At 32.8% G+C, this 24453-nt stretch carries 16 protein-coding genes and 2 tRNA genes; 4 read left to right on the top strand and 14 right to left on the bottom strand.

Annotation, left to right across the window (positions count from 1 at the left end):
• Positions 1-53 precede the first annotated feature (53 nt).
• Positions 54-1283 carry a type IX secretion system outer membrane channel protein PorV gene (gene porV / locus ACXAFS_RS11675; protein ID WP_475307135.1) on the bottom strand — a complete coding sequence of 410 codons (1230 nt, stop codon included), beginning with the start codon at positions 1281-1283 and terminating at the stop codon, positions 54-56.
• Between the two features lie 64 nt (positions 1284-1347).
• Positions 1348-5199: a type IX secretion system sortase PorU gene (gene porU / locus ACXAFS_RS11670; protein WP_475307133.1), complete on the bottom strand. Its 3852-nt coding sequence runs from the start codon at positions 5197-5199 to the stop codon at positions 1348-1350.
• A 324-nt stretch (positions 5200-5523) separates the two neighbouring features.
• Here porU and gldJ point away from each other — a divergent pair, with 324 nt between their 5' ends.
• Together gldJ and ACXAFS_RS11660 are read left to right on the top strand one after the other, a co-directional pair.
• Positions 5524-7203 carry a gliding motility lipoprotein GldJ gene (gene gldJ / locus ACXAFS_RS11665; RefSeq protein WP_475307132.1) on the top strand — a complete coding sequence of 560 codons (1680 nt, stop codon included), beginning with the start codon at positions 5524-5526 and terminating at the stop codon, positions 7201-7203.
• Positions 7204-7268: 65 nt separating this feature from the next.
• Positions 7269-8549: a UDP-N-acetylmuramoyl-tripeptide--D-alanyl-D-alanine ligase gene (locus ACXAFS_RS11660; protein ID WP_475307131.1), complete on the top strand. Its 1281-nt coding sequence runs from the start codon at positions 7269-7271 to the stop codon at positions 8547-8549.
• Between the two features lie 41 nt (positions 8550-8590).
• Here the strand turns inward: ACXAFS_RS11660 and ACXAFS_RS11655 are convergent.
• Both ACXAFS_RS11655 and ACXAFS_RS11650 read right to left on the bottom strand, forming a co-directional pair.
• Positions 8591-8665 (bottom strand) — tRNA-Val (locus ACXAFS_RS11655).
• A 40-nt stretch (positions 8666-8705) separates the two neighbouring features.
• Positions 8706-8780: transfer RNA gene (locus ACXAFS_RS11650), tRNA-Val, on the bottom strand.
• A gap of 148 nt (positions 8781-8928) precedes the next feature.
• Between ACXAFS_RS11650 and ACXAFS_RS11645 the strand changes: the two genes are divergently transcribed.
• A complete protein-coding gene (locus ACXAFS_RS11645; protein ID WP_475307130.1) occupies positions 8929-10677 on the top strand; it encodes a hypothetical protein in 1749 nt (582 codons plus the stop codon).
• On the opposite strand, the gene ACXAFS_RS11640 is transcribed toward ACXAFS_RS11645, so the two are convergent.
• The 9 genes from ACXAFS_RS11640 to ACXAFS_RS11600 form a co-directional block, all read right to left on the bottom strand.
• Positions 10674-13172, bottom strand: coding sequence for an Hsp70 family protein (locus ACXAFS_RS11640; protein ID WP_475307128.1), 2499 nt, complete (start codon positions 13170-13172; stop codon positions 10674-10676). The two genes, ACXAFS_RS11645 and ACXAFS_RS11640, sit on opposite strands and share 4 nt — an antisense overlap.
• A gap of 5 nt (positions 13173-13177) precedes the next feature.
• Positions 13178-13471 (bottom strand): hypothetical protein, encoded by a 294-nt coding sequence (locus ACXAFS_RS11635; protein WP_475307127.1) that lies wholly within the window; start codon positions 13469-13471, stop codon positions 13178-13180.
• Between the two features lie 42 nt (positions 13472-13513).
• Entirely contained in the window at positions 13514-14731 is a 1218-nt protein-coding gene (locus tag ACXAFS_RS11630) for a bifunctional folylpolyglutamate synthase/dihydrofolate synthase (RefSeq protein WP_475307125.1), read from the bottom strand.
• Positions 14732-14734: 3 nt separating this feature from the next.
• Positions 14735-15583 (bottom strand): energy transducer TonB, encoded by an 849-nt coding sequence (locus ACXAFS_RS11625; protein WP_475307124.1) that lies wholly within the window; start codon positions 15581-15583, stop codon positions 14735-14737.
• A gap of 46 nt (positions 15584-15629) precedes the next feature.
• Positions 15630-16022: an ExbD/TolR family protein gene (locus ACXAFS_RS11620; RefSeq protein ID WP_076620209.1), complete on the bottom strand. Its 393-nt coding sequence runs from the start codon at positions 16020-16022 to the stop codon at positions 15630-15632.
• A 3-nt stretch (positions 16023-16025) separates the two neighbouring features.
• Positions 16026-16721: a MotA/TolQ/ExbB proton channel family protein gene (locus ACXAFS_RS11615; protein ID WP_475307122.1), complete on the bottom strand. Its 696-nt coding sequence runs from the start codon at positions 16719-16721 to the stop codon at positions 16026-16028.
• A gap of 63 nt (positions 16722-16784) precedes the next feature.
• Positions 16785-18176 carry a sodium:proton antiporter NhaD gene (nhaD, locus tag ACXAFS_RS11610; RefSeq protein WP_475307121.1) on the bottom strand — a complete coding sequence of 464 codons (1392 nt, stop codon included), beginning with the start codon at positions 18174-18176 and terminating at the stop codon, positions 16785-16787.
• Between the two features lie 21 nt (positions 18177-18197).
• Positions 18198-19424, bottom strand: a complete 1227-nt coding sequence (locus ACXAFS_RS11605) for a Glu/Leu/Phe/Val dehydrogenase dimerization domain-containing protein (RefSeq protein WP_475307314.1) — start codon at positions 19422-19424, stop codon at positions 18198-18200.
• Between the two features lie 74 nt (positions 19425-19498).
• Entirely contained in the window at positions 19499-20566 is a 1068-nt protein-coding gene (locus tag ACXAFS_RS11600; protein WP_475307119.1) for an anhydro-N-acetylmuramic acid kinase, read from the bottom strand.
• Between the two features lie 91 nt (positions 20567-20657).
• On the opposite strand from ACXAFS_RS11600, the gene ACXAFS_RS11595 reads away from it, so the two are divergent.
• The gene (locus ACXAFS_RS11595; protein WP_475307118.1) at positions 20658-21800 is read left to right on the top strand and encodes an acyl-CoA dehydrogenase; all 1143 of its coding nucleotides are present in this window, start codon (positions 20658-20660) and stop codon (positions 21798-21800) included.
• A gap of 54 nt (positions 21801-21854) precedes the next feature.
• Here the strand turns inward: ACXAFS_RS11595 and ACXAFS_RS11590 are convergent, their stop codons facing one another.
• Positions 21855-24293 carry a helix-turn-helix domain-containing protein gene (locus ACXAFS_RS11590; RefSeq protein ID WP_475307117.1) on the bottom strand — a complete coding sequence of 813 codons (2439 nt, stop codon included), beginning with the start codon at positions 24291-24293 and terminating at the stop codon, positions 21855-21857.
• Positions 24294-24453: the final 160 nt, after the last annotated feature.

Raw genomic sequence — 24453 nt, 5'->3', positions numbered from 1 at the left:
AAAACTATTGCTTTTAGACAATAGTTTTTGAAAAATCTTTTTAATTATATATTCTAATATTCGTCATACTCACCATCACCAAAATTAAATGTCAGTGAAAAACGCAATGTATTTTCTAATGGACTTTGCACTCTTGATGCTGAAAACAAATATGATAAATCTAGATTAATAGTTGTGTATTTAAAACCTGCACCAATAGCGAAAAACTTACGAGCACCTTTATCTTCTGCTTCATTAAAGTAACCCGCTCTAAATGCAAAGTTCTCTTGGTATGTGTATTCTGCACCTAAAGCCCATGTAAACTCTCTAAGCTCTTCGCTGAAACCTCCTGGTGCATCACCAAAAGATTGAAAAATTCCATTTAAGAAACTTACGTCATTATCTTGTCCTTGGGTAATGATTGTTGGCTCGCTTTCGTCAACATCTGGAGTACTAGGATCATCATCTGTTTGTACACCGTCTCCATTAGTATCAACAAATCCAAACTTTGGTGGTGTTGGTACTAATAGTTTAGAAACTTCAGCAGTAATACCTAATTTGCTATACTCATCGAAAATAAAATCGAATCCAGCACCTAATCTTAAGTTTGTAGGCTGAAAGTTTTCTCTACCTCCATCATCATACTTAAATTTTGGTCCTAAATTCTGAATCGCAAAACCTGCTCTCCAACGACCGTTGAAGTCATTATACGCTTCTTCTTCACTTTGATAATAACCTGTAAGATCAGCACCAAATGTACTTGCTGCATCTGCATTAGGATCTACTTGATCAATTCTTAAATCTGATCTCATATAACGTACAGCTACAGCCATTGCAAATTGATCCGCTAGTCTTAATGTATAAGCGACATCTGCAGTAAATTCATTTGGTTTTACATTAACTCCAGGATCGGTTTCACTTTGAGTTAAAAGAATTTCACCTAAACTAAAATATTTAAAACTTGCTGAAACCGCACTGTATTCGTTTAATCTATTATAATAGGTAGCATAACTTATAGATATGTCATTCACTAATCTACTTAAGTAAGGAGTATAACTTAAACTTACACCAGATTTAGCTTCAGAAAATGCGTATTTTGCTGGATTCCATTGTTGAGAAAATCCATCTACAGAGGTTGCTACTCCCATATCTCCCATAGATGCAGATCTTGCATCTGGAGCTATAAGCATAAATGGAACTCCTGTAGTAATTACAGAAGATTGATCTGGGAATGTTATGGTTTCTTGCGCAAACGTGAAACTTAATGTTACTAGAGCGATAAGGGTTATTGCGTATTTCTTCATGTTCATAATTAGGTTATTAGCACTAAGCGCTTAGTACTAATTCGTTAGCAAATATAATTTATTATTAGAGTATGACAAGTTTTTGAATTTTTTCAACTTGTTTATTTAAACGGTTAGATCTTACTTTTAGTTTATATACGTACACTCCTTTTCCTATTTTATCACCAAAATCGTCTCTACCATCCCAAACAATATCTTTAGATAAAGAACTTACAGACTTACTTCCGCCTGATGTTTGACCATTTAAGGTTCTAACAAGTTTACCTGAGACAGTAAAAATCTGTACAGAAACATCTAATGGCTCTACACTGTTGTGATTAAACCAAAACTCCGTGTAATTCACAAAAGGATTAGGATAATTAAGAACGTTATCTATAACTAACTCTTCGTCCTTATCGTATACAACAAATTGAATTTCGGCAGTTGATGAATTATTATAGGTGTCCCAAGCTTTTAAAGTAAGTGTATGTGGACCAGGTTCTAAATCCCGGAAAGGATAAGTAACCGTACCGTTTGTATAATCATCAACATTAGCCTGATAATAATCGTTTAGCACTATAGGATTGGTCTCATCACCATCAATTATCGCAGTAATGTCATGACCTATACCACTTGCTGTGTTTATTCCATTATCGTCTTGTAGTTTTGCCAAAAGATTAGGTGATTCATTAGTAATACCTCCTGATACAAAGTTTTCATCATTCATGAAGAGATTAATTACAGGACCAATATTGTCCTCAGGAGCATCTTCATTAATACCACCTACTTTTATATCAAAGTTAGCACCTGCTTGATCTGATAATGGATTATTAGTTTGAGCATAAAAACTAACTTTTCCATTGCCTACAGGTATACCAATATCTCTAGGCACAATAAAATCAAATTCAAATTGACCATTTTCAACTGTTGCCTGACCTTTAAATAAAATTTCACCTAAAGTCGTAAAGTTCAAATAAATTGTACCTCCATTATCACTGGTACCATCATTAGCTAAAGTTTGACGCTCAATTCTTTTATCAAAAACAGTTGCTGTTAAAGTACCATTGTAATTAGACAACACATTACCATTAACATCAGTAACTTCACCAGCTAATTTGGTGTAACTTAAAGCCTTTAGCGTGTCTATTGGCTGTGTAATTTCGACATCATTAACTTTTGTTAGCCTGACGTCTGGTTGTGGAAAAGCTAATTTCATAGCTGGATCACCAATTAAAAATACTAGTCGTTTTTGTGATATACCAGCAATATTATTATCTGTCTTTGTTAATCTTAAAACTTCACCTATAGGTTGGTAATCATTAGAACCGTAAGCAAACAAATAATCATCTAAAACCTCATTAAAACTTTCACCAACAGTAACAAAAATTTGTCTAGTTGTTGTCATTAAGGCAATAGCACCACCTGTTTTATTCCAATAAGTAAATTCGCCTGCAGTTGGCCTACCTGGATCATCGAACTTAGTATATTCACAAGTTACTGTAATGAATAAATTGTACTTACATATATTGTTAATTTCTTGGGCATCAAACTTATCGAAAATACGTTCTTTAGCTAATCCATCTTCACCACCATGACCAAAGTAATTTACAACCAAAGCACCTACTTCTATGGCATCCTTAAAAGCTTCGTTTACTTGCGGATATCTGTTACCTGCAGCTGAAGATTCTTGTTCAAAAGCATCGGCATGAATCTTTATGACATTAAAAAAGGGTTTGTCTGTCTCTATATTAGTTCCTAATTCGTCAGTTGTTTCTTGTAATGTTCTTTCCCATCCTACATCAACATCATCAGATACTAATAATATGTTATTCCTCCAGCTTCCGTATGCTTCAGGTTGATAATAAGCGTCAATTTTATCTACTAGTTCTTTTGCACGTTGAATATCTTCGGCCAATATTCTACCAACAGCAACATCCATCCTATCACTACTTCCCATACCTCCTTCAGTATCATCTAACATAGCATAAAAATCATCTGAGACAAATGAATTTGTAAGGCTAAAACTCGGCATAGAGTACCATGAAGGCACCAAATTAGTGTTATTATTCACTCTGTTTTTATAATCATAAGAGCCTTCACCAAACAAGCATACGTACTTTAACCTTTCACTTGGAACACTTGCATTATCATAAACATATTTTATGAAGTTTCTTATGGCTGCTATATCTTGACTACCTGTACTAAACTCGTTATAAATAGTCTGAAGATCTACAACCTTAACTTTAAGATTATATTGATTTCTATTAATTTGAGCCAAGCGCTCTGCCTGAGACCTAAGTTCTGCAGGTGTTAGTATGATGTAACCCACATCTTCAAAAGCACCTTGACTATTTAGAAAAATTGTTCCCTTAAGATTCTGGTTTGCTAAAGTAGACCTAGATTCTTTTTTAGGCTGTAAAACATTTGAAGAAGAAAAAGCTAAGTAGGTACGCAATTCACCAGATACAGCTTTAAAACTGAGATTATTTAACCCTTCAGAATTTAAAATATTTGAAACATTAAATCTATCTGTTACATCCCAAACCTCTTGTACTCCAGAAGCGTTAGCAAGATTATACTCAGCAATACCAGGTGTAGTCACCACATCTTTGTTTTTAAAGACCAATTGTTCGCCATCATAGGTCAACGCTCTTGTTGCTTCAATGTTTATATAATCTAAAAATGCGTTTGCTGACGGATTACCATTATTATTGTAATCTAACGTTACTGTAATTGCATCTGAAGAAATAGTAATATCATCGCCATATGCATTTGCAGTCCCTAAAACTGAACCTGGACTAATAACTCCTAAACCAAGACTAGAAACAAAATTCCCATTGATGGTAATTCCCATAGTTGTACCATCAGTTTCAGATACAGAGCCCACAGCAATATCAAATCTAACAGTCTCACTTGTTACTAAATTTGGAAATTCAAAATTATATACGCGTTGATTTTCAATTGCAAAATCATCACCAAACCATCGTCGTCCTAATTTCGCTAAATTAAACTCATCAACTTCATAAAATTGGTAATCCTGAAATGTATTAACCTGAATATCAGCAGCTGCATCTATAGTAGGCATTTGCTGAATTCTTTTACCATTACCAGAACTAATATTTACGTAGTAATATGTTCTATCTGTATATAAATTTAAATTTGTTTCGCTTTCCTCACTATAAGTCTTTGGACCCTCACCATAAAACAAAATATAATCTCCATTATCAAAACTTCCATCTTCTTCACCTACGAATTTTACTGCATTCTCAACAACATCAAAAGGGTAATTCTCAGAATTTAGCAAGGGTAACATTCTACCGCCATTACCATAAATTTTTATAGTGCGTGGATCCACAGAATTTGTATTAACACCTAAACTGCTCAAGAATCCTTTAGTGAGTTGAAAAACACCAGATTCTTCAATATAAAATTTGTACCACTCCCCAGAGCTAAGTACTGAATTTGTGATTTCTGTCCTTGCTGCTGTTTGGGATCTATTTGCGGAAAAATTATAATTTATCGTAAAAGATTTTATCTTCTTAAAAACTCCTCTATCATTAATAATTGGGCTTATTTCAAAATAGTATCCACGTTTATCTCTAGCATTGGTATTGTAGAAATTGAATTTTGGAGATTTTGGAATAAGGTTTGTGTTTAAGTTTCTTAGACCACTTTGAGTAATTGTTTCGTAGTTAACATTAGATAAGGTTACCGAATTTTCATCAACATATCCACCATTACTATTCCATTGAGAAAAAAACTTTAGACCATTTTTATTATCATAACTAAAATGTTGCTCACTAAAACCTGGAACGATTATTTTTCCATATTCTGTTTCTAATACTTTATCGCCATTCCATTCAATATTGAATTGTTTTTGTTGTCCAAAAGCAAACAAACCCATTATCATTAAAATAAAAACAGAGCAATTTTTCATTTAGTTTTCTATGATTTAAAAGCCTTAGTTTTTTAAGTGTGAATATCACTAACCTGATATTGTATAAAATACAGTTGAATAACGGTTAAATTATAGGCTTATTATAGTACTTCAATTTTTATTTCAAAAATACAACAATAATTTATTTTAGTGGTCGTTATTAAAGAGCAAAATACATCGTTAAATCGACCAAAAATCCGTTATTGTGTTCAAAAAAAAGGATGAAATGCATATTTTTTTGAATTTTCAGGCGAAAAAAAGTTGTTGGTTTACCTTTAATTGTTATATTGCGGAACTAAAAATTCAACGAGCTTACTTAAACATATGGATATGAAAAATGTCTCAAACCTAAAATTTTTAATTGCACTGACGCTTTGCGCTAGTATTGTTAGCTGTAAACGCAACTCTAATTCAGGCAATGTAGATAGTGCAACTGGATGGAAAATCAACGATAAAAATGGTGGTTTTCAGTACAACACCAGTTTTAAAGAACAAGAAACACCTCCTGGAACAGCGTTTATAGAAGGTGGAACTTTTACAATGGGTAAGGTACAAGATGACCCAATGCACGATTGGAACAATACACCAAACCAGCAACATATTCAGTCTTTTTACATGGACGAAGCAGAGGTTACTAACGTAAACTACCTGTACTACCTTCACTATTTAAAGAGTGTATATCCTCCAGACGATCCAAATTATGCCCTCATATATAAAGGAGCACTTCCGGATACTTTGGTTTGGAGAAATCGTTTAGGTTATAACGAAATGATGACAGAAAACTACTTACGTCATCCTGGTTATGCAAATTACCCAGTTGTAGGTGTAAGCTGGATTCAAGCTGTTGAATATGCAAATTGGAGATCTAACCGTGTAGCTGAAATGTCTTTACAAGATGCTGGTTACATTAAAAGAGATGCTCATTTAACAGACTTAAATGCAGAAAGTACTTTTGATGTAGATACATATATCAACGCACCAACTGAAACATATGGTGGTAATTCTGAAGTTTTAGAAGGTGGTAAAAGAAGACAACAAACTGATGCTGACGGTAACCCAATTAACGTTTACGCAAATAGAGAAACTGGATTAATTCCTGTAAAATACAGACTTCCAACAGAAGCAGAGTGGGAATATGCCGCTTTAGGTATGAGTGAGTTAAGAAGCTATAACGTTTACAGAGGACGTAAAAAATATCCTTGGGATGGACAATATACAAGATCTGGTAAGCGAGTAAATCGTGGAGATCAGTTAGCAAACTTTAAGCAAGGTAAAGGTGATTACGGTGGAATTGCAGGATGGTCTGATGATGGTGCTGACATCACTGCCGAAGTAAAATCATACCAACCAAACGATTACGGTCTTTATGATATGGCTGGTAACGTTGCTGAGTGGGTAGCTGACGTTTATCGTCCTATTGTAGATGACGAATTTAATGACTTTAACTACTACAGAGGTAACGTATATACTAAGAATGCCTTAAATGAAGATGGTACTGTAAAGATTGTCACTGTAGATGAAATAGTTTACGATACATTAAGTAATGGTAAAATCATAGCTCGTAATCTTCCTGGTGAGATTGCAAAAATCCCAGTTGATGACGAAGATACTTACCTAAGAACTCAGTTTGACAAGAGTGACAACAGAAACTTTAGAGATGGTGACAAGCGTTCTTCGCGTTACTACAGAGAAAGTTTTGACGAAGGTGATGATAGAATTGATGCTACTGGCAAAATGTATAACTCACCTAAACATAGAGTTGAAGTTGATTCTGCTGGCGGTAAGCTAATTAGAGAATATGATAAATCTAACAACAGAACCTCATTAATTAACGACGAAGTAAGAGTCTATAAAGGTGGTTCTTGGAGAGATAGAGCATACTGGATAGATCCTGCTCAACGTCGTTACTTCCCACAAGATATGGCGACAGACTATATAGGGTTTAGATGTGCAGTTTCTAGAGTAGGTTCAAAATCTGTAAAATCTCAAAAGAAACGTAACTAATTAGACGTTAAATAATATTAAAAAAGTCCTGATAAAATTATCAGGACTTTTTTATTTTTAGGCTTATGGAAATAACATCTATATACAAAAAGTTTCAAGTCTGTGCTTCTGTCTCTACTGACACAAGAAAAATTAATAAGGACGATATGTACTTTGCCCTAAAAGGCGATAATTTTGATGGCAATAAGTTTGTAAAGCAAGCATTTGAAAACGGTGCGAAATATTGTGTCGTTGATGATAAAACTGCGGTAATAAATGATAATTGTTTATTAGTAAATGATGTGCTAACTACACTTCAGAATTTAGCTACTTACCATCGCAAAGAAATTAAGGTCCCAATAATATCTTTAACAGGCAGTAATGGTAAAACCACTACAAAAGAACTTATTAAGGCTGTACTTTCAACAACATACAAGGTAAATGCAACCAAAGGAAATCTTAACAACCATATTGGTGTACCGCTTACATTATTATCCTTTACCAAAGACTTAGATTTTGGTATTGTTGAAATGGGTGCCAATCATCAAAAAGAAATCAAATTTCTTTGCAGTATTGCCGAGCCTGATTTTGGATTAATCACAAATTTTGGAAAAGCCCATCTTGAAGGTTTTGGTGGTGAGGAAGGTGTTATAAAAGGTAAATCTGAATTGTATGATTTTATAAAATCTAATAAAAAAATCGCATTCATAAACTCAGACGACCCAAAACAGTTGAAACAAATTAGTGATTATCCTAATATTGTGAGTTTCGGAAAAGATCAAAAAAACGACTGTACGGTTGAGTTTAAAAGTGCTGACCCATTTGTAAACTTAAACTACAAAAATATTGAAATTGAAAGTCAACTGATAGGAGACTACAATTATGGTAACATCGCAGTAGCAGTTGCCATTGGCCAATATTTTAAAGTAAAACCTGATGCTATTAAAAAAGCCATTGAAGGGTATCAACCTAACAACAATCGCTCTGAAATTATTGAAAGAGGTTCTACAAAAATTATTTTAGACGCCTATAATGCCAATCCAACAAGTATGTTGGCTGCACTTAAAAATCTAAAACAGCTCAATGCAGAACTTAAATACCTTTTTCTTGGTGATATGTTTGAGCTTGGAGATGAGGCTAGAAGGGAGCATCAGTCCATAGCTGATTTTGCCGAAGATAATTTTGATGAAAATATTATTCTGGTAGGGGAGAATTTTTATAAAACTACCACCAAATCAACGACTGAAAAATATAAAACTTTCGAAGATTTAAAGCCTTATTTAAAAAATCTAGATATAAAGAACGCTACGATTTTAATTAAAGGATCTAGAGGAATGGCTTTAGAGCGAATTTTAGAATTTCTATAAAAATAAAAATCCAAACTTGTGTTTGGATTTGATTTTTAAAGTGGGTCATACTGGATTCGAACCAGTGACTTCTACCCTGTCAAGGTAACACTCTGAACCAACTGAGTTAATGACCCTTATATAAACAAAAAAAGTTCACAGAAATGTGAACTTTTGTGGGCGCGAAGGGATTCGAACCCCTGACCCCTTGGGTGTAAACCAAGTGCTCTGAACCAACTGAGCTACGCGCCCTAATTATTAGGACTGCAAAGATAGACTAGTTTTTAATATCTCAAAATATTTTTTAAAAATTTTTTCATTATTCCACAGTCCAAAAAAATGAAAAACATTTTTCTACTAAATTAATTTAACTACTTTTAAAACTGATAAGATTTTAGACTTGAAATACACCTCTTTAACAGACCTTCTTGACCTCAGCTTAGAACAAATCTCTGAGCTTAATGCCAATAGTATTATTAGGCTTCATAAACAGCTGAAGGCTAAAGCTATGTTAGAGGACAACAACAACCTTGGTGAAATAACTAAAATCATAGATGATCTTAAAAGTGATAGTCTAAGAGCATGCTATATTTTTGTTGAAAAACATGCTTGGCTTAAACATTTAATTTCAGGAAATTTTGAAGACATAAAGTTAAAAGACATTGAGGTTGATGAGTCTTCCATACAAGACTTAGAAACGCTTAAATATTTTCTCAACGACTATTTTAAAGAGAACTTAATTGTATTTATAAGTAATGCATTAAGCAAAGGTAAATACGAGCATATACAGAAGGTACTTCAACATAACTATCTATTTACCGAAGCTATCAATCAATTAGTTATCAACTTCTTTAAAGCAAGGCTAAATTACGCGATTGCATATCTTCAAGAAGGTAAACTAAGCGAAAAACAATTTCCTGTAGCTTTTATTAGCAACAAGACATTTATAAAAAGTTTAAATGCTTATCCAGATGCTTTTAATGAAGAAATACAGGGTTTAAACTCTGAGGTTATTGACATCTATAACCGTTTAAGGAGAAATACTGGTAGAGATAACTTTAAGTTTTGTGCTAAGGTGATGGTTGCTTTTGCAGACTTAGATACCTCAAAAGCCTTTTTAAAAGAAACTTTAGAATCTAACGCAGAGATTGCAAAAGAATATGCATATTCATCTAATCGTAAAAAAGAAAAATCTGGATCTGGCCCAAATAGCTGGAGTGTTATTTTTGTTGTTTTTATAGTTATAAGGCTTATTTTTTGGATAGGTAAAAGTGTTTCTAACGATTCTCGTTCTGATTATAACCCAATAAATTTTGATAGTTACGACTTTAATTCTTCAGGTATTAAAAACCCTCGTCTAAAAAGTATCGATAGTATCATTAAAGAAATGCAAAAGGGAAATGCAGATGAAGACGATTTAAAAGATGTTCTTAGTGGAAATTCTATATCGTCTACCAAAGACACTTCAGACGATGAGATTGAAGAAACTGTTATTGAATCTACAGAAGACATTGAGGAGACTGTTATTGAATCTGCAGAGTTAATAGACGAAGAACCTCTTTCTAAAGCAGATAAAAGAAAGTTAGTGAGTCATATTCGTTTTTTATATTCATTAAAATATAAGTATTATAAAAAACCTAAAGACAATGCTATATTTTCATCATTGTACCCTAACACAAATCCTTACCCTAAAACATTTAACCTTATGCCAGGAAAATCAAGGGTTAACAGCATTGACAACATTACATTAATAAGTAATAAAAGTAATGAAGATCTTGTTGTTTTTAGATTAAAAAGTGGTGTTGACCAATCTGTTTATATACCCAGAGATACTGACAAATATGTTTATCTAAGAGAAAGAGATTGTCTTGCGTTTTATACAGGAACAGATTTTATAAAGTCTAAATTCTCTCATTTTAAAAATGATGGTAGACTTTCAGAATTATATAAAATCAAAAAACTTGAAAGAGGAAATAGTACAATAATTGTTTATCCACCAAAGAAAGGCAATACGGATACCTCAAAAAAAAGAGTACAACATAATGCTTATGACACAGATAATTTAAGCTTCTATGATCTAAGTATGAAGCCTCTATATATTGATGAACTTTATAAACAATATTATAATAACTACTACAACAGAAATTAATTTAAACCTGTTTTACTGTCATCATTAAAGTTTTTGCGTTTTTGTCTATCACTCTCTGGCACCAATGCCGAAAGTCCGTAAACTACATGACGTATTACCTTATAATCTTTTTGTTCTAAAGCTTTATCACCTTGCTCGAATAATCTTTCGGCTTTACGCTTATTAGTGAAATTATCATAAAATTTTAATCCTAAATAATAGGATATAAAATTCTCATCACTAGATTGTATAATAGCATTATATAGCTCTTCTAGTTCCTTAATTTTTGAACGAATCAGGTATTTATCTAAAGAGTTGATAACCTCCTTTTCGTTTTGTATGATACGCTGATACTTGGTTTTAAAACGTTCATTTTCATCTTGATTAAGATGATATTCTAAATCTGCTTTAATGTCATTATACTCTTCTATCTCTTTTGCTACTAGTTCATTTCTAGTTAAATCATCAAACTCTTGTATAAGCTTTCGCTTCTTATCATCGAGTTGAAATTTAGTATCAGAAATATCATCATCTTGCAACATTGAAGCTTCAATCTGAATCTCAATAAGACCTACTCTTATAGTCTCAAGTTTATTAGAATATTCAAAATTTTCAAGAGAATTTGCTGTTTTTATCACTGCTTCAACATCACCTAAAACTGTATTAATCTCTGTGTTGATTTTATTAATACTAATAGAGCGTTCAGACTCACTAAACACATTCTCAAATTCTTGATCGCATGACTGCAAATAGACATTAATCTTTAATTCTCTAGATTCTGATATTTCTAACTCAATCTCAATATCAGTTCCTTTTATTAAATCATCTTCTAAATCCTCACCAAAAATTTCGATATAGCCGATACTTAAACCAGAACTTGGCAAACCGTTAGATTTACCTTCAATAACATTAATAGTAAGGTTTGATTTCGATTTTTTTAATATCGTTTTAGAAGCTGTCTTGTATATTTTTTTCTTTAATGGCAGTATACTTCCCTTAGCAAATATGCGCTCTAACCGAGTGGCAGAAGCATCTAAATCATCAACTTCCATGCAAATATCATTTGGTAAAGGCTGCCCATTTACACTATAACTACCATGATTAATAGAAAGCGGATCGATGGTTTTTAAAACTTCTAAGTCTGTATTAAGTAACTGTACTTTAAACTGATTCAGCCTCCCTTCTAGAAGCGGTACAAATTCTGAAAATGAATTATTCTTTAGACCTTTTACACCAGAATCGTAACCTCCATCTTTTCTAATTATTCTAAAATTAGCAATATTTACACCTGAAAATTTTGCGGTAATTAACTCTTCAGAGTCTCTTGTATTCTGCTCATAAAAGAACTTATAGTCTATTATTGATTCCTCTTGAGTTTTTTCCTCCTCAACATTCTCTTCTTCTTTTAACTCGCTAGGTTTAGAGCCTGCATAATAGGCTGCACCTTCTACAACAGCAGAAGTTGGGTCTATTGAAGCGTTAACTTCAACACCAATTGCATTTGCAATAGACTTCTTTATTAAAGGTATATATGTGGTTCCTCCAATTAAGATTACGCGTTTTATATCTGAATTTAGTAGCTGGTTATCTTTTATAATATCTTTAATGATGGTAACGGTATTCTCTACATTTGAAAGAATTAAATTCTCAAACATTTCGCGTTTAATGATCAAATGATCGTATAAATCTTCGCTATTAATTGTGATATCTAACTCTATTTCTGTCTCTTCAAAATTTGACAATTCTTTTTTTGCTTCTTCGGCCTTCTTCAATAATTCGAAATAAAGTCCTTTATGAGCTGAAGATTTTGATTTTAATGATTTCCATAAATCCGACTGTCCGGTTTTTTCCTCAATAAAAGGCACTATTAAATTCTTGACTATTAAGTTGTCAAAATCGGCACCACCTAAATAATTATCTCCTTGATGGTCTATAACCTTTAGTTCTCTCTCATCGACTTCAACCAAAGCCACATCAAACGTTCCTCCACCAAAATCATAAACAATCCAATATTCTTTTTCTTTTACTGCGATGTTTGACGTATTAGCAAATGCTAAACAAGCAGCTATTGGTTCTTGTAGCAAAACCACTTCTTTAAATCCTGCCAAATAACCTGCTTTTTTAGTAGCATTAGATTGAATAGTATCAAAGGCTGCAGGTATGGTAATAACAACACTATTTGCAGTTTCATCATCTGGTAAAAAGTTTTTCAGCTCTTTTAAAACCAATGACGAAAGTTCTATGGGCTGCTTTTCTTGGTCTAAAGAAGGTACGCGATAAGTATCTTGCGTGCCCATTTTTCTTTTAAAAAGCATGCAAACATTCTCTGCATCTTTTTCTAAATAATCTAAGGCCTTATCTCCAATGACTATTCTGTTACCTCTAAAAGCTATGCAAGATGGTAACGTTTGTTTTAAACCAAGAGGGTTATTGTATATCTTTATTTTACCGTTATCATATTTAGCAATTAAGCTATTTGTTGTTCCTAAATCTATAGCAAAATTTATAGTCTTCATTAATCTTATTCTACAATTACAATTCCTTTTTGTACAAGCTTAGTTTCATTATCATCTATTTGGTAAATGATAGGTTTTAAAACTTTAGTGATTTTAGAATTTTTATTTAAATCTCCTGAAATACTTGCTTCAACATCTGTCATTTCATTTCTATAAGGCTTTCCTATCGGATTAATGACATGGTAGTTTAGATTTTCAAATTCTGAAGCAATACGATCAAAATTTCTGGTATAATCTTTACTCCCTGTTTTGATAAGTTTAGATTCTAAAGCAAATATTTGGTTGATAATTTCTATCATCGATTAAAAAATTTGATTTTGAAATATACATATTTTTAGACTCTAAAGAACCTCTGCCACAACAAAAGTACTTCCGCCTACGTAAATTAAATCATCATTATCAGCTACAGACTTAGCATGACTGAATGCTTTACCTACACTTGGATAAATATCTCCATGTCGACCGTTCTTAGCAAATGTCTTTTTTAAAATTTCGGCATCTAATCCACGCTGTACATTTGGTTTGCAGAAATAGTAAGTGGCTGTTTTTGGTAATAATGGTAGTATGGTTTCTAAGTCTTTATCGCTTACAACACCAAAAACAATATGTAAATTATTATAAGTTTCCGATTGTAATTGCTTCATAGTATAACTTAAGCCTTCTTTGTTGTGCGCTGTATCGCAAATGACTTTTGGGTTTTTCTGCAAAACTTGCCATCGTCCTTGTAAACCAGAATTTTTAACAACGTTTAATAGTCCATTTTTTAAGTTTGAATTTGAAATATTATAACCCAATTGTGTTAGGACTTTAACTGACTGAATAACGGTTTTTATATTATGGCTTTGGTACGACCCTTTTAAGTCGCTTTCAAAAACTTCTTTAACCAATTGATCTGCAAAGAATATTTCAGAAATTGTAGACTTAGCCTTTGCTTCAAAAACAACTTGAGTTTCAGGCTGTGTTTCACCAATTACAACCGGAATATTTTGCTTAATAATTCCTGCTTTTTCACCTGCAATTTTTTCGAGTGTATCACCTAAAAACTGCATATGATCAAAACCAATATTGGTAATTACAGAAAGTTCTGGAGTAACTATGTTGGTAGAGTCTAAACGACCACCTAAACCTACTTCTATAACAGTAATATCAACTTTTTGCTTTGAAAAATAATCGAAAGCCATACCAACGGTCATTTCAAAAAAAGATAAGTTGTTAGATTCTAAAAATGCTTTGTTCCGCTTTATAAAACCAATGACAAATTGTTTTGATACAACCTTTCCGTTAATCCTTATGCGTTCCCTAAAATCTTTTAAATGTGGTGATGTATAAAGTCCAACCTTGTAACCTGCTTCCTGAAGTATGGACGCCAACATATGGCTAGTAGAGCCTTTACCGTTGGTACCACCAACATGAATAGATTTGAATTTATTTTCGGGATGATTAAGGTGTGCTGAAAGTTTTAGTGTATTAGATAAATCTTTTTTAAAAGCAGATTTACCCTTGTTTTGATACATTGGTAGTTGTTGAAACATCCAATTAACTGTATCAGTATAGTTCATTTGCTATTGACCTATATCGAAATTAATACTTACAAAACCCACTTGAATAGTTGGCGCATCAGAATCTGCTGGCCATTTGTGAGATAAGGCAATTTTTTTTGCAGGCTCTAACAGACATGGTGCTGTGTTTGTGGTTCCTCTAATACCTGGTGTCGCTTTAACTACTTTTCCTTGTCTGTTGACCTCAATTCTTACAACAACTAAACCGTACTCATTACAGTCTTGCTTATAGATTTGTCGAGAAGGTTTTCCTCTTCCACCTAAACCATAACCTACACCACCTTTTCCTGGTCCTGAACCACCAAAATAACTTGGCGCATATGGATCACCATCTAACTGTCCTTTATTACCTCCTTTGTTATCTGGTCCTTCACCTCCATCGTCATTTCCGCTTGAGTTTTTTACACCACCAATAAGATTATCAATGCTTTTTACTTTCTCGGCTTCCTCTCGCTTTTTGCGTTCTTCAGCCTCACGCTTTTCTCGCGCAATACGATCTGCTTCAGCTTTTGCTTTTGCCTCAGCTTCCTTTTGCTTTTTAATAGCCATGGCTTCTGCGTCTTCCTGAGTCATTACATCCTCAGTATTTTGAGTAGCTTCAGTAGGTTCAGATACTGATGGCTCTGGCTGAGACTCTTCAACTATATTTTCTTCTACTGCTTCTCTTGGTTGTGCTAATGGTTTATTCCCACTCCCAAAATCTGTAGTTCCAAAATTAACAGCAACACCATATTCTTCTGGTGGATCTAAATATTGAGGACCAACAAAAAACAATAACAAAAACAACAAGAGCGCAATAAGCACTGTTATTCTTGCAGCATTACGTTGATGTATGGTCTCTAGATATTTCACTTCAATTCAAACACTTTAAAAGCTTATTTTCAAAAACGATGCCGTTTTAATTTGGCTGCACTGCCAAAATCACTTTAAATTTATTTCTATTAGCTATGTCCATAACCTTAACAACATTCTCAACTGGAACAGACTTCTCGGCACGCAACACAATTGTTGGTTGCTCTTGAGTTGATAGCGCTTTTACCAATTCATTTTCTAAAACACTTTCACCAACACGCTTCTGATCTATGTAATAGGTTAAATCTTTTTTGATACTTACTGCTGTCGATTTTTTATTTTCGGTTTTACCGCTGGCTTTTGGTAAAATAATATCTATTGCATTAGTAGTTACCAAGGTTGAAGCTATCATAAAAAAGATCAATAACAAGAATACAATATCGGTCATTGATGCCATATTGAATTCTGGTGTTACTTTATTTCGTCCTCTAATATTCATAAATTAGATAGGTTCGTTTAAGTGATCTAAAAACTCTACAGAGTTGGCTTCCATCTGATAAACAACCTTATTTGTTTTTACAACAATATGGTTATAGGCAACATAAGCTATGATACCTACAATAAGTCCACCAACAGTAGTTGTCATTGCAGTATAAAGTCCGCTAGCTAAAACATCCATTTGTATTGTTCCGCCAGCATTAGCTAGTTCAAAAATAGAAAGTATCATACCAACAACAGTTCCTAAGAAACCAATCATTGGTGCCACACCAGAGATAGTTGCAAGTACACTTACATTCTTTTCTAAGCTATAAATTTCTAATCGTCCAGCATTTTCAATTGCGGTATTAATATCTTCTAATGGCTTACCAATACGAGTAATGCCTTTAGCAATTAATCGAGAAACTGGTGAGTTTTGTTGTGCACACAACATTTGAGCAGAATCTATTTTACCATTGCTAACATGATCTTTAATCTGATTCATAAAATTAGAATCTACTTTAGAAGCTGCCTTGATAGCAAAAATTCTTTCAAAATAAATATAGGTTGCTACAATAAGAAGTAGAAATAGGATAAGAATTATTACCATTCCTGAAGTTCCTCCACTGGTGATTAACTCTATAATAGAAAGTGTTTTTTCTACTTGTTCTCCTTCTGCTAATACTTCTGCACTGTCTTGAATATTACTTAGTAATATCATATAAAAAGTTTTAAGTTTAAAAGTTTCTGTAAGTTATAACGTTTAGTTTTTAACTTAAGTATGTTAGAAAATTGCTCTGGTAGCCATGAAGGCAATTGCTCCAGCAATAAATCCTACAAGTGCCAACCAAGATATTTTCTTTAAGTACCAGAAAAAATCAATTTTTTCCATACCCATTGCTACTACACCTGCAGCAGAACCAATAATTAACATGCTACCACCTGTTCCTGCAGAATATGCTATAAAGTGCCATAATTCGTTATCCATTGGCTCAGAAAACATTCCTAAACTTGCTGCTACTAAAGGCACATTGTCAATTACTGCAGAACCAACACCAAGTAATAACACTACTAAATCAGAAACTCCTTCTCCGTGCAACTCAGTACCCATCATTGGCATAGACGTCTGTAATGAATCTGCAAAACCAAATAAAATACCCAAAGACTCTAATGCTGCTACAGCCATTAAAATACCTAAAAAGAACAGTATGCTTGGTAATTCAATTTTTGATAAAGAATAATGTACAGGACTGTGACTTGCATGCGCTTCATGTTCTCCATGAGCTGTTGCAGAAATTGCAAATTTTGAATTACTATAAACCTCCGCAAAAATAGCAACTACACCAAGAGATAACATCATACCTACATAAGGTGGTAAATGTGTAATTACTTTGAAAATTGGGACAAATATAATTGCACCTAATCCTAAAAATAACATAGTAGAACTAAACTTACTTTTAGGTTTTTCATCAGCTTCTTGTAACTCTACTGTTCCTTTAAAAGCAGGTAGTAGAGAAGCTATAAAAGTCGGTACTGCCATACACAAAATAGAAGGGATGAATAGATATGAAAATAACTTGCCTGTAGACACTTTATCTCCTATCCAAAGCATCGTAGTAGTAACATCACCTATTGGAGACCATGCTCCACCTGCATTTGCAGCAATGATAATTAAACCAGCAAACCATATTCTTACATCTCTATCTTTAACGATTTTTTGAAGTATAGATATTAAAACAATAGTTGCCGTAAGGTTATCAATTATTGCTGAAAGAATGAAAGCTAATATTGAAAACATCCATAGTAGCTTTTTTCTACTATTAAATTTTACTGCTGATTTAATAGTTGAAAAACCATCAAAATAATCTATTATTTCTACAATGGTCATAGCACCAAGTAAGAAAACTAATATTTCAGCAGTCTTACCTAAATGATGTAACAGGGTTTCTTCCATTAGGTGCATTTTTTCTTCATGAGGCAACAACCCAAAATTTTCCATGAGGTTGTGTTTGGCAGAATCGAACCATTGTGTAAAATCATCAATACCCAATGATATTAATGCCCAACTTATAGCCATCATCACCAAAGCTGGAATAAGCTTATCTATTTTAATGTTATGTTCGAGAGTAATGGCTAAGTAACCAAATACAAATACGAGAATTATTACGGTTTCCATAAATTAAGGGATATGTTTTTTTTAAATTAATTGTCTTAGTGCAATCTCAAATGCAGTTTCGCTTATGCCTACTGTTGATGGATTGTTGTTTTTAACTTCTTTTAGTGCCTCTTTTATGACGTCTGATGTGTCATTAAAAATTGCTTCATCTGTCATTAGTACTTTACGTTCCATAAAATACGCAAAAACTCTTGCCATTCCGCAATTGGAAATAAAATCTGGTATTAAACTTACCTTTTGATCTGTATGTTCCATTATTGGGCCAAAGAAAATCTCTTTATCTGCAAAAGGCACGTTTGCTCCACAGGTAATAACTTCTAAACCAGTAGCAATCATCTGATCGATCTGATTTTTAGTGACTAATCGAGATGCAGCACAAGGTGCAAATACTTCGGTCTCTAAAGACCATATTTTTTCATTTATTTCGTCAAATGGAATAAGATTATCTGCTACCAATGTATTTCCGTTTTTATTAAGATATAAATCGGTAATTTCTTTAAAGGAAAATCCTTCAGGCTTGATTAAACCTCCAACTCGATCTATAATACCAACGACTTTAGCACCCATCTGGGCAAAATAAAATGCTGCAGCTGCACCAACGTTGCCAAAACCTTGTACAACCACACGTTTTCCTTTTATTGAGCCTTCGTTTAAATCATAAAAATGTTTTGCTGCCACAGCTACACCAAAACCAGTAATCATGTCTGCCACAGTATATTTTCTAGATACATCTGGAGAATATTCTGGGTTTTCAATAACCTTTATTACTCCTTGTCTTAACTGACCAATTCTATTTATCTTATCTGCTTGTGTAGGTTTAAAATGACCTTCAAAAACACCTTCCTGAGGATGCCAAACACCACTTTCTTCAGTAATAGGAATCACCTCATGTATTTCATCTACATTAAGATCGCCACCTGTACCATAGTAACTTTTTAACAATGGAGAAACAGCTGCATACCAACGTTCTAACACACCTTTTTTTCTTGGGTCTTGAGGGTCGAAATTAATACCAGATTTAGCTCCACCAATTGCCGGACCAGATACCGTAAACTTCACTTCCATTGTTTTTGCCAATGAAAGCACCTCATTCATATCTAAGCCTTTACGCATTCTGGTTCCACCTCCGGCTGCACCACCTCTTAAAGAATTTATAACTGTCCAACCTTCTGCTTCGGTCTCTGGATCGTTCCAATGGAACACTATTTCTGGGGATTTATCTTCGTACGTTTGAAGTAATTGCTTTATCAATTTCTATGATTTAGTTAATGGTAACAAATATAAAAAACTCCAATGCCTAAAAAGTGAATTAAATATTAATTTTAAGCCTTTGGAATTAAAATTTTTCCTGAAGAATGATCTTTAATTGCACCTGTAACGCTTTTAAGACAATTAACTTCATTTCTATCTCTAAGAATGCCCAACAAGCCAAATACTATAGCCTCCTTAAATTCAATTATTTGGTTATCAGGAATTATGATCTTGGACTGGGTTTTTAATTTAAGCTGTTCTATTAAAAAATCATTGTAAGCGCCACCTCCAGTAATTAATGTTTTCGACTTTTTATCTTTTAAAACTAAAGCTATCTGTGTCGAAATATGTTCTGTAAAAGTTCTTAAAATATCTTCGGTTTTAAGTTCAAAACTATCTATAGTTGGAAAGATGTGCTCTCTGACCCATTCTAAACCGAGTGATTTTGGTGCGGATTGTTTATAAAATTCGAACTTATTTAATTGTTCTAATAAACCTTCGTGTATTTTTCCTTTTGATGCTATTCTTCCGCAATCATCATATTCTAAGTTTATTTTTGAAACGTAATGATTAATTACAATATTAACTGGGCAAATATCGAAAGCAATACGTCTATTATTTTTTTCAAACGAAACATTTGCAAAACCACCTAAATTTAAGCAATAATCATAATTATGAAAAAGTAATTTATCACCTATTGGAACTAAAGGTGCTCCTTGCCCACCATACTCAACATCTTGCACTCTAAAATCGCAAATAATTTTTTGCTGTAATTTATCTGATAAAATCGTTCGATTTCCTATTTGATAGGTAAGCTTGTTTTCAGGTTGATGAAGTGCTGTATGTCCATGGGAAGACACAAAGTCTATCTCATTAAGGTTGTACTTAGCTATGAAAGTCTTTATTACGTTTGCTAAATACTCAGAATAACTGATATCTAATTCCTTTAATTCTTCAAGAGATTTATTTACAAGATTGCTTAAGTCAGTTTTCCATTCGGTTGAGTATTTTAGAGTTTCCGCATGATGAATTTTGAAGCTCCAATCCTTATGAAAATTATAAATAGCATAAATAATGTCTATACCATCTAATGAGGTACCAGACATTACAGCTACAACTTTATATTCAGCTTTTATCATATTAGTAAAAATAATATTACTTATTGAAAATACAGCAAGAAAGCGTTATCTTTGCATGAATTTTTTAACAAATCAATAATTAATTTACTATATGGATTTTAGCTTAACTGAAGAACATTTAATGATTCGTGATGCTGCCAGAGATTTTGCTCAAACAGAATTACTTCCTGGTGTTATAGAACGTGATAATACACAAACTTTTCCGGACGAATTAGTTCGTAAAATGGGCGAATTAGGATTTATGGGAATTATGGTAGACCCAAAATATGGTGGTAGCGGTATGGACTCTATTTCCTATGTATTAATTATGGAAGAGTTATCTAAAATTGATGCATCTGCTTCTGTAATGGTATCTGTTAATAACTCTTTAGTTTGTTACGGTCTTGAAGCTTATGGTACAGAAGAACAAAAACAAAAATATCTTACAAAACTAGCTACTGGAGAGCAAATTGGTGCTTTCTGTTTGAGTGAGCCTGAAGCAGGTAGTGACGCAACATCACAAAGAACTACTGCAATAGATATGGGTGACCATTATGTAATTAATGGAACAAAAAACTGGATTACCAATGGTGGTAGATCTGATGTTTACTTAGTTATTGCACAAACAGATAGGGAAAAAGGCCATAGAGGAATCAATGCTTTTATTGTTGAAAAAGGTACTCCTGGTTTTGATATTGGTCCTAAAGAAGATAAATTAGGCATTAGAGGAAGTGATACACATACGCTTCAATTTAACGATGTTAAAGTACCAAAAGAAAACAGAATTGGCGAAGACGGATTTGGTTTTAAATTCGCAATGAAAACACTTTCTGGTGGACGTATTGGTATTGCTGCACAAGCTTTAGGTATTGCTTCTGGAGCTTACGAGCTTGCTTTAAAATATAGTAAAGAGCGTAAAGCTTTTGGTACCGAAATTTGTAACCATCAAGCTATTGCTTTTAAACTTGCAGATATGTATACAGAAATTGAAGCTGCACGTATGTTAGTAATGAAAGCTGCTTGGGATAAAGACCAAGGTAACAATTACGATATGTCTAGCGCTATGGCAAAATTATACGCTAGTAAAGTTGCAATGGAACAAACTGTTGAAGCTGTTCAAATACACGGTGGAAATGGTTTTGTGAAAGAATACCATGTAGAGCGTTTAATGCGTGATGCAAAAATCACTCAGATTTATGAAGGTACTTCTGAAATCCAAAAAATTGTAATTTCTAGAGGTGTTATTAAAGGATAACATTTTAATTATATAAAATTGAAAAGGCTTCGCATGTAATGTTGAAGCCTTTTTTTATGAATTTAATTCTTCTAAAACCAACCTGATTTCACCATAACTATATTTATCATCTAGTTGATGTTTTAAATCTGAAAATGTATCAAATGTATGTTTTGGGATTAGTTCTTTTAATTCTTGATAATGGGTTTTTGGCATTAAATCGGAAATTTTAATTTCACCTGATTTAATAAATTTAGCTAAATGACCAAAGATTGTATTTTCATTTAACTCTCTAATGTGAGCAATTTCTTCTATGGTTTTACCTTCTTTAAAAAGTGCTAAAGACTCTTTTTGTGTATCACCTTTTTTACGTTTTGGCTTTTTTTCTTCTACAAATTCAAATTGATTTGCATCTGAAGTGTCAATATCATTGTCTTCACAATACTCTCTAATTACAGTTAAAATATCATTTCCATATTTATCAACTCGTACTTTACCAAAACCATTGACTTGTAATAATTCTTTTTTGGTCGTTGGTAAGGTTTCGCACATCTCGTAAAGTGCTTTTTGGGTAAAAATTTGATAGTGGATTAAATCGTGTTCTTGAGCCAGTGTATTTCTTAATTCTCTTAACAGCTCAAATAATTCAATATTTGTAGTACCATCAATGACAGTTTTTCTGAGTTTTTTTGGTTTGTCTTTAGTTAAAAAGACCGATTTAGCTCTTAGACCTAAAAACTTATTGACTTCAAAACCTTCTTTCAATTCAGAGAAATAGAGTTTTTTAGTCGCTATAAGTTCTTCAATCGTATCTAATTGTTTACTAATATCTCTATCTAAAGCTTTGTTATCTGTGCTAAAACTAAAGTTTTGATAAGCATCTATAATCTTGCTTTTAGTTTCTTCTGTAAAATAAGTAATAGCTTTTTTAAAACGCTCTTGTATCACTTGATCGTTTTCTGGCAACTTATCTTTAGCTAATTCTTTTAGTTGAATTTTAAATGAATTGGCTACTTTCAGTAGGTTTGTAGCACAATCCTTTATACTGGTTAAAGGTTGCTCTAAATTGCCTTCAAAACTTCCTCTATTTTTATAATAGATATCTAGAATTCTATTTACAGGATATATAAATTGAAAAAAATCAAAAACTTCTGAAATTAATTGAAGCTGAAATATAGATTTTGATTGTTCTAATTCGGCAGCATCTGGTTGATTTTCTTCAGCTTGTATAGTAAAGTTTAAAACATTGGTATCACTTATAATTTGTCTTGAATCAATCTTACTTTTTAAAACTAAACCATCTAAAGATTTACATCTACTCAAGGCTACATAAGTTTGACCATGTGCAAAAGCACCTTCTGCATCTATAACAGCTTTTTCAAAAGTTAAACCTTGACTTTTATGAATAGTAATTGACCAAGCCAAACGTAAAGGCATCTGCGTGTAGCTACCAATTTTGTCTTCGGTTATAGCGTCTGTTTCTTTATCTACTTTGTAGGTAATGTTTTCCCAAGTTTCAGGTTTTGTTATAATTGTAAAATCATCATCAGGACATTTTACAACAACTTCGTCTTTATCTAAATGAATGACTTTTCCTATTTTACCATTAAAATAACGCTTTTCTGGTGAGCTATCGTTTTTAATAAACATGACTTGCGCACCAACTTTCAAAAATAATTTATCCTCGTTTGGATAAGAATGATCAGGGAACTTACCTTCAACTTTAGCTGAATAGCTAACTAATTTTGTTGACAGTTTATCTAATTCTGAATTATTAACTTGATCGGCTTTATGGTTATGTGTAGTTAAAAATATATAGCCTTCATTTTCTGAAGGTGAAAAATTTGGATCAAATCGTTTATTAAGTTCTTCTATTGAATTTTTAGATAAATTATTCGATCTTATTTCATTTAAAATCTCAATAAACTTAGGATTGTCTTGTCTATAAATGTGTTTTAACTCAACATTTATTGGATTACAATATTGATAAGCATGACTACTGAAAAAATAAGGATTGTTGTAGAATGGTTTGAGAAGTTCCCATTCATTATCTCTAACGACAGGTGATAATTGTTGTAAATCACCAATCATAAGAACTTGAACACCACCAAAAACTTGATTCCTATCTTTATATCGTCTAAGAATTTTATCTATTGCATCTAGTAAGTCAGCTCTAACCATACTAATTTCATCAATAACTAATAAATCTAAAGATTTAATAATATTGATTTTAGTCTTACTAAATTTATTTTTAAAACCACTACTATTAGAAAGATTATCATCGGGAAGAATAGGCCCAAAAGGTAATTGAAAAAAAGAATGAATAGTTACTCCTTTAGCATTAATTGCTGCTACACCAGTAGGTGCAACAATAACCATTCTTTTAAGTGAATTTGATTTTAACCTATGAAGAAACGTAGTCTTTCCTGTGCCAGCTTTACCTGTTAAGAAAACATTTCGATGGCTTTTGTTTACAAAATCCCAGGCTATTTGTAATTCCTTATTAAATTTCATTAATGGTAAAAATAAGTATTATCAAATAAAACTATTTAAAAGATTAACCCCATAAGTAAACTTCTTAAAAAACAAAAGACCCTTACTAGTTTTAGTAAGGGTCTTCAAAAAAGGCGGCGACCTACTCTTCCACAAGTGCAGTACCATCGGCGCAAACGGG

The organism is Winogradskyella sp. ABM4_392, from assembly GCF_056160445.1.
This window is presented reverse-complemented; position numbering and strand designations above follow the sequence as displayed.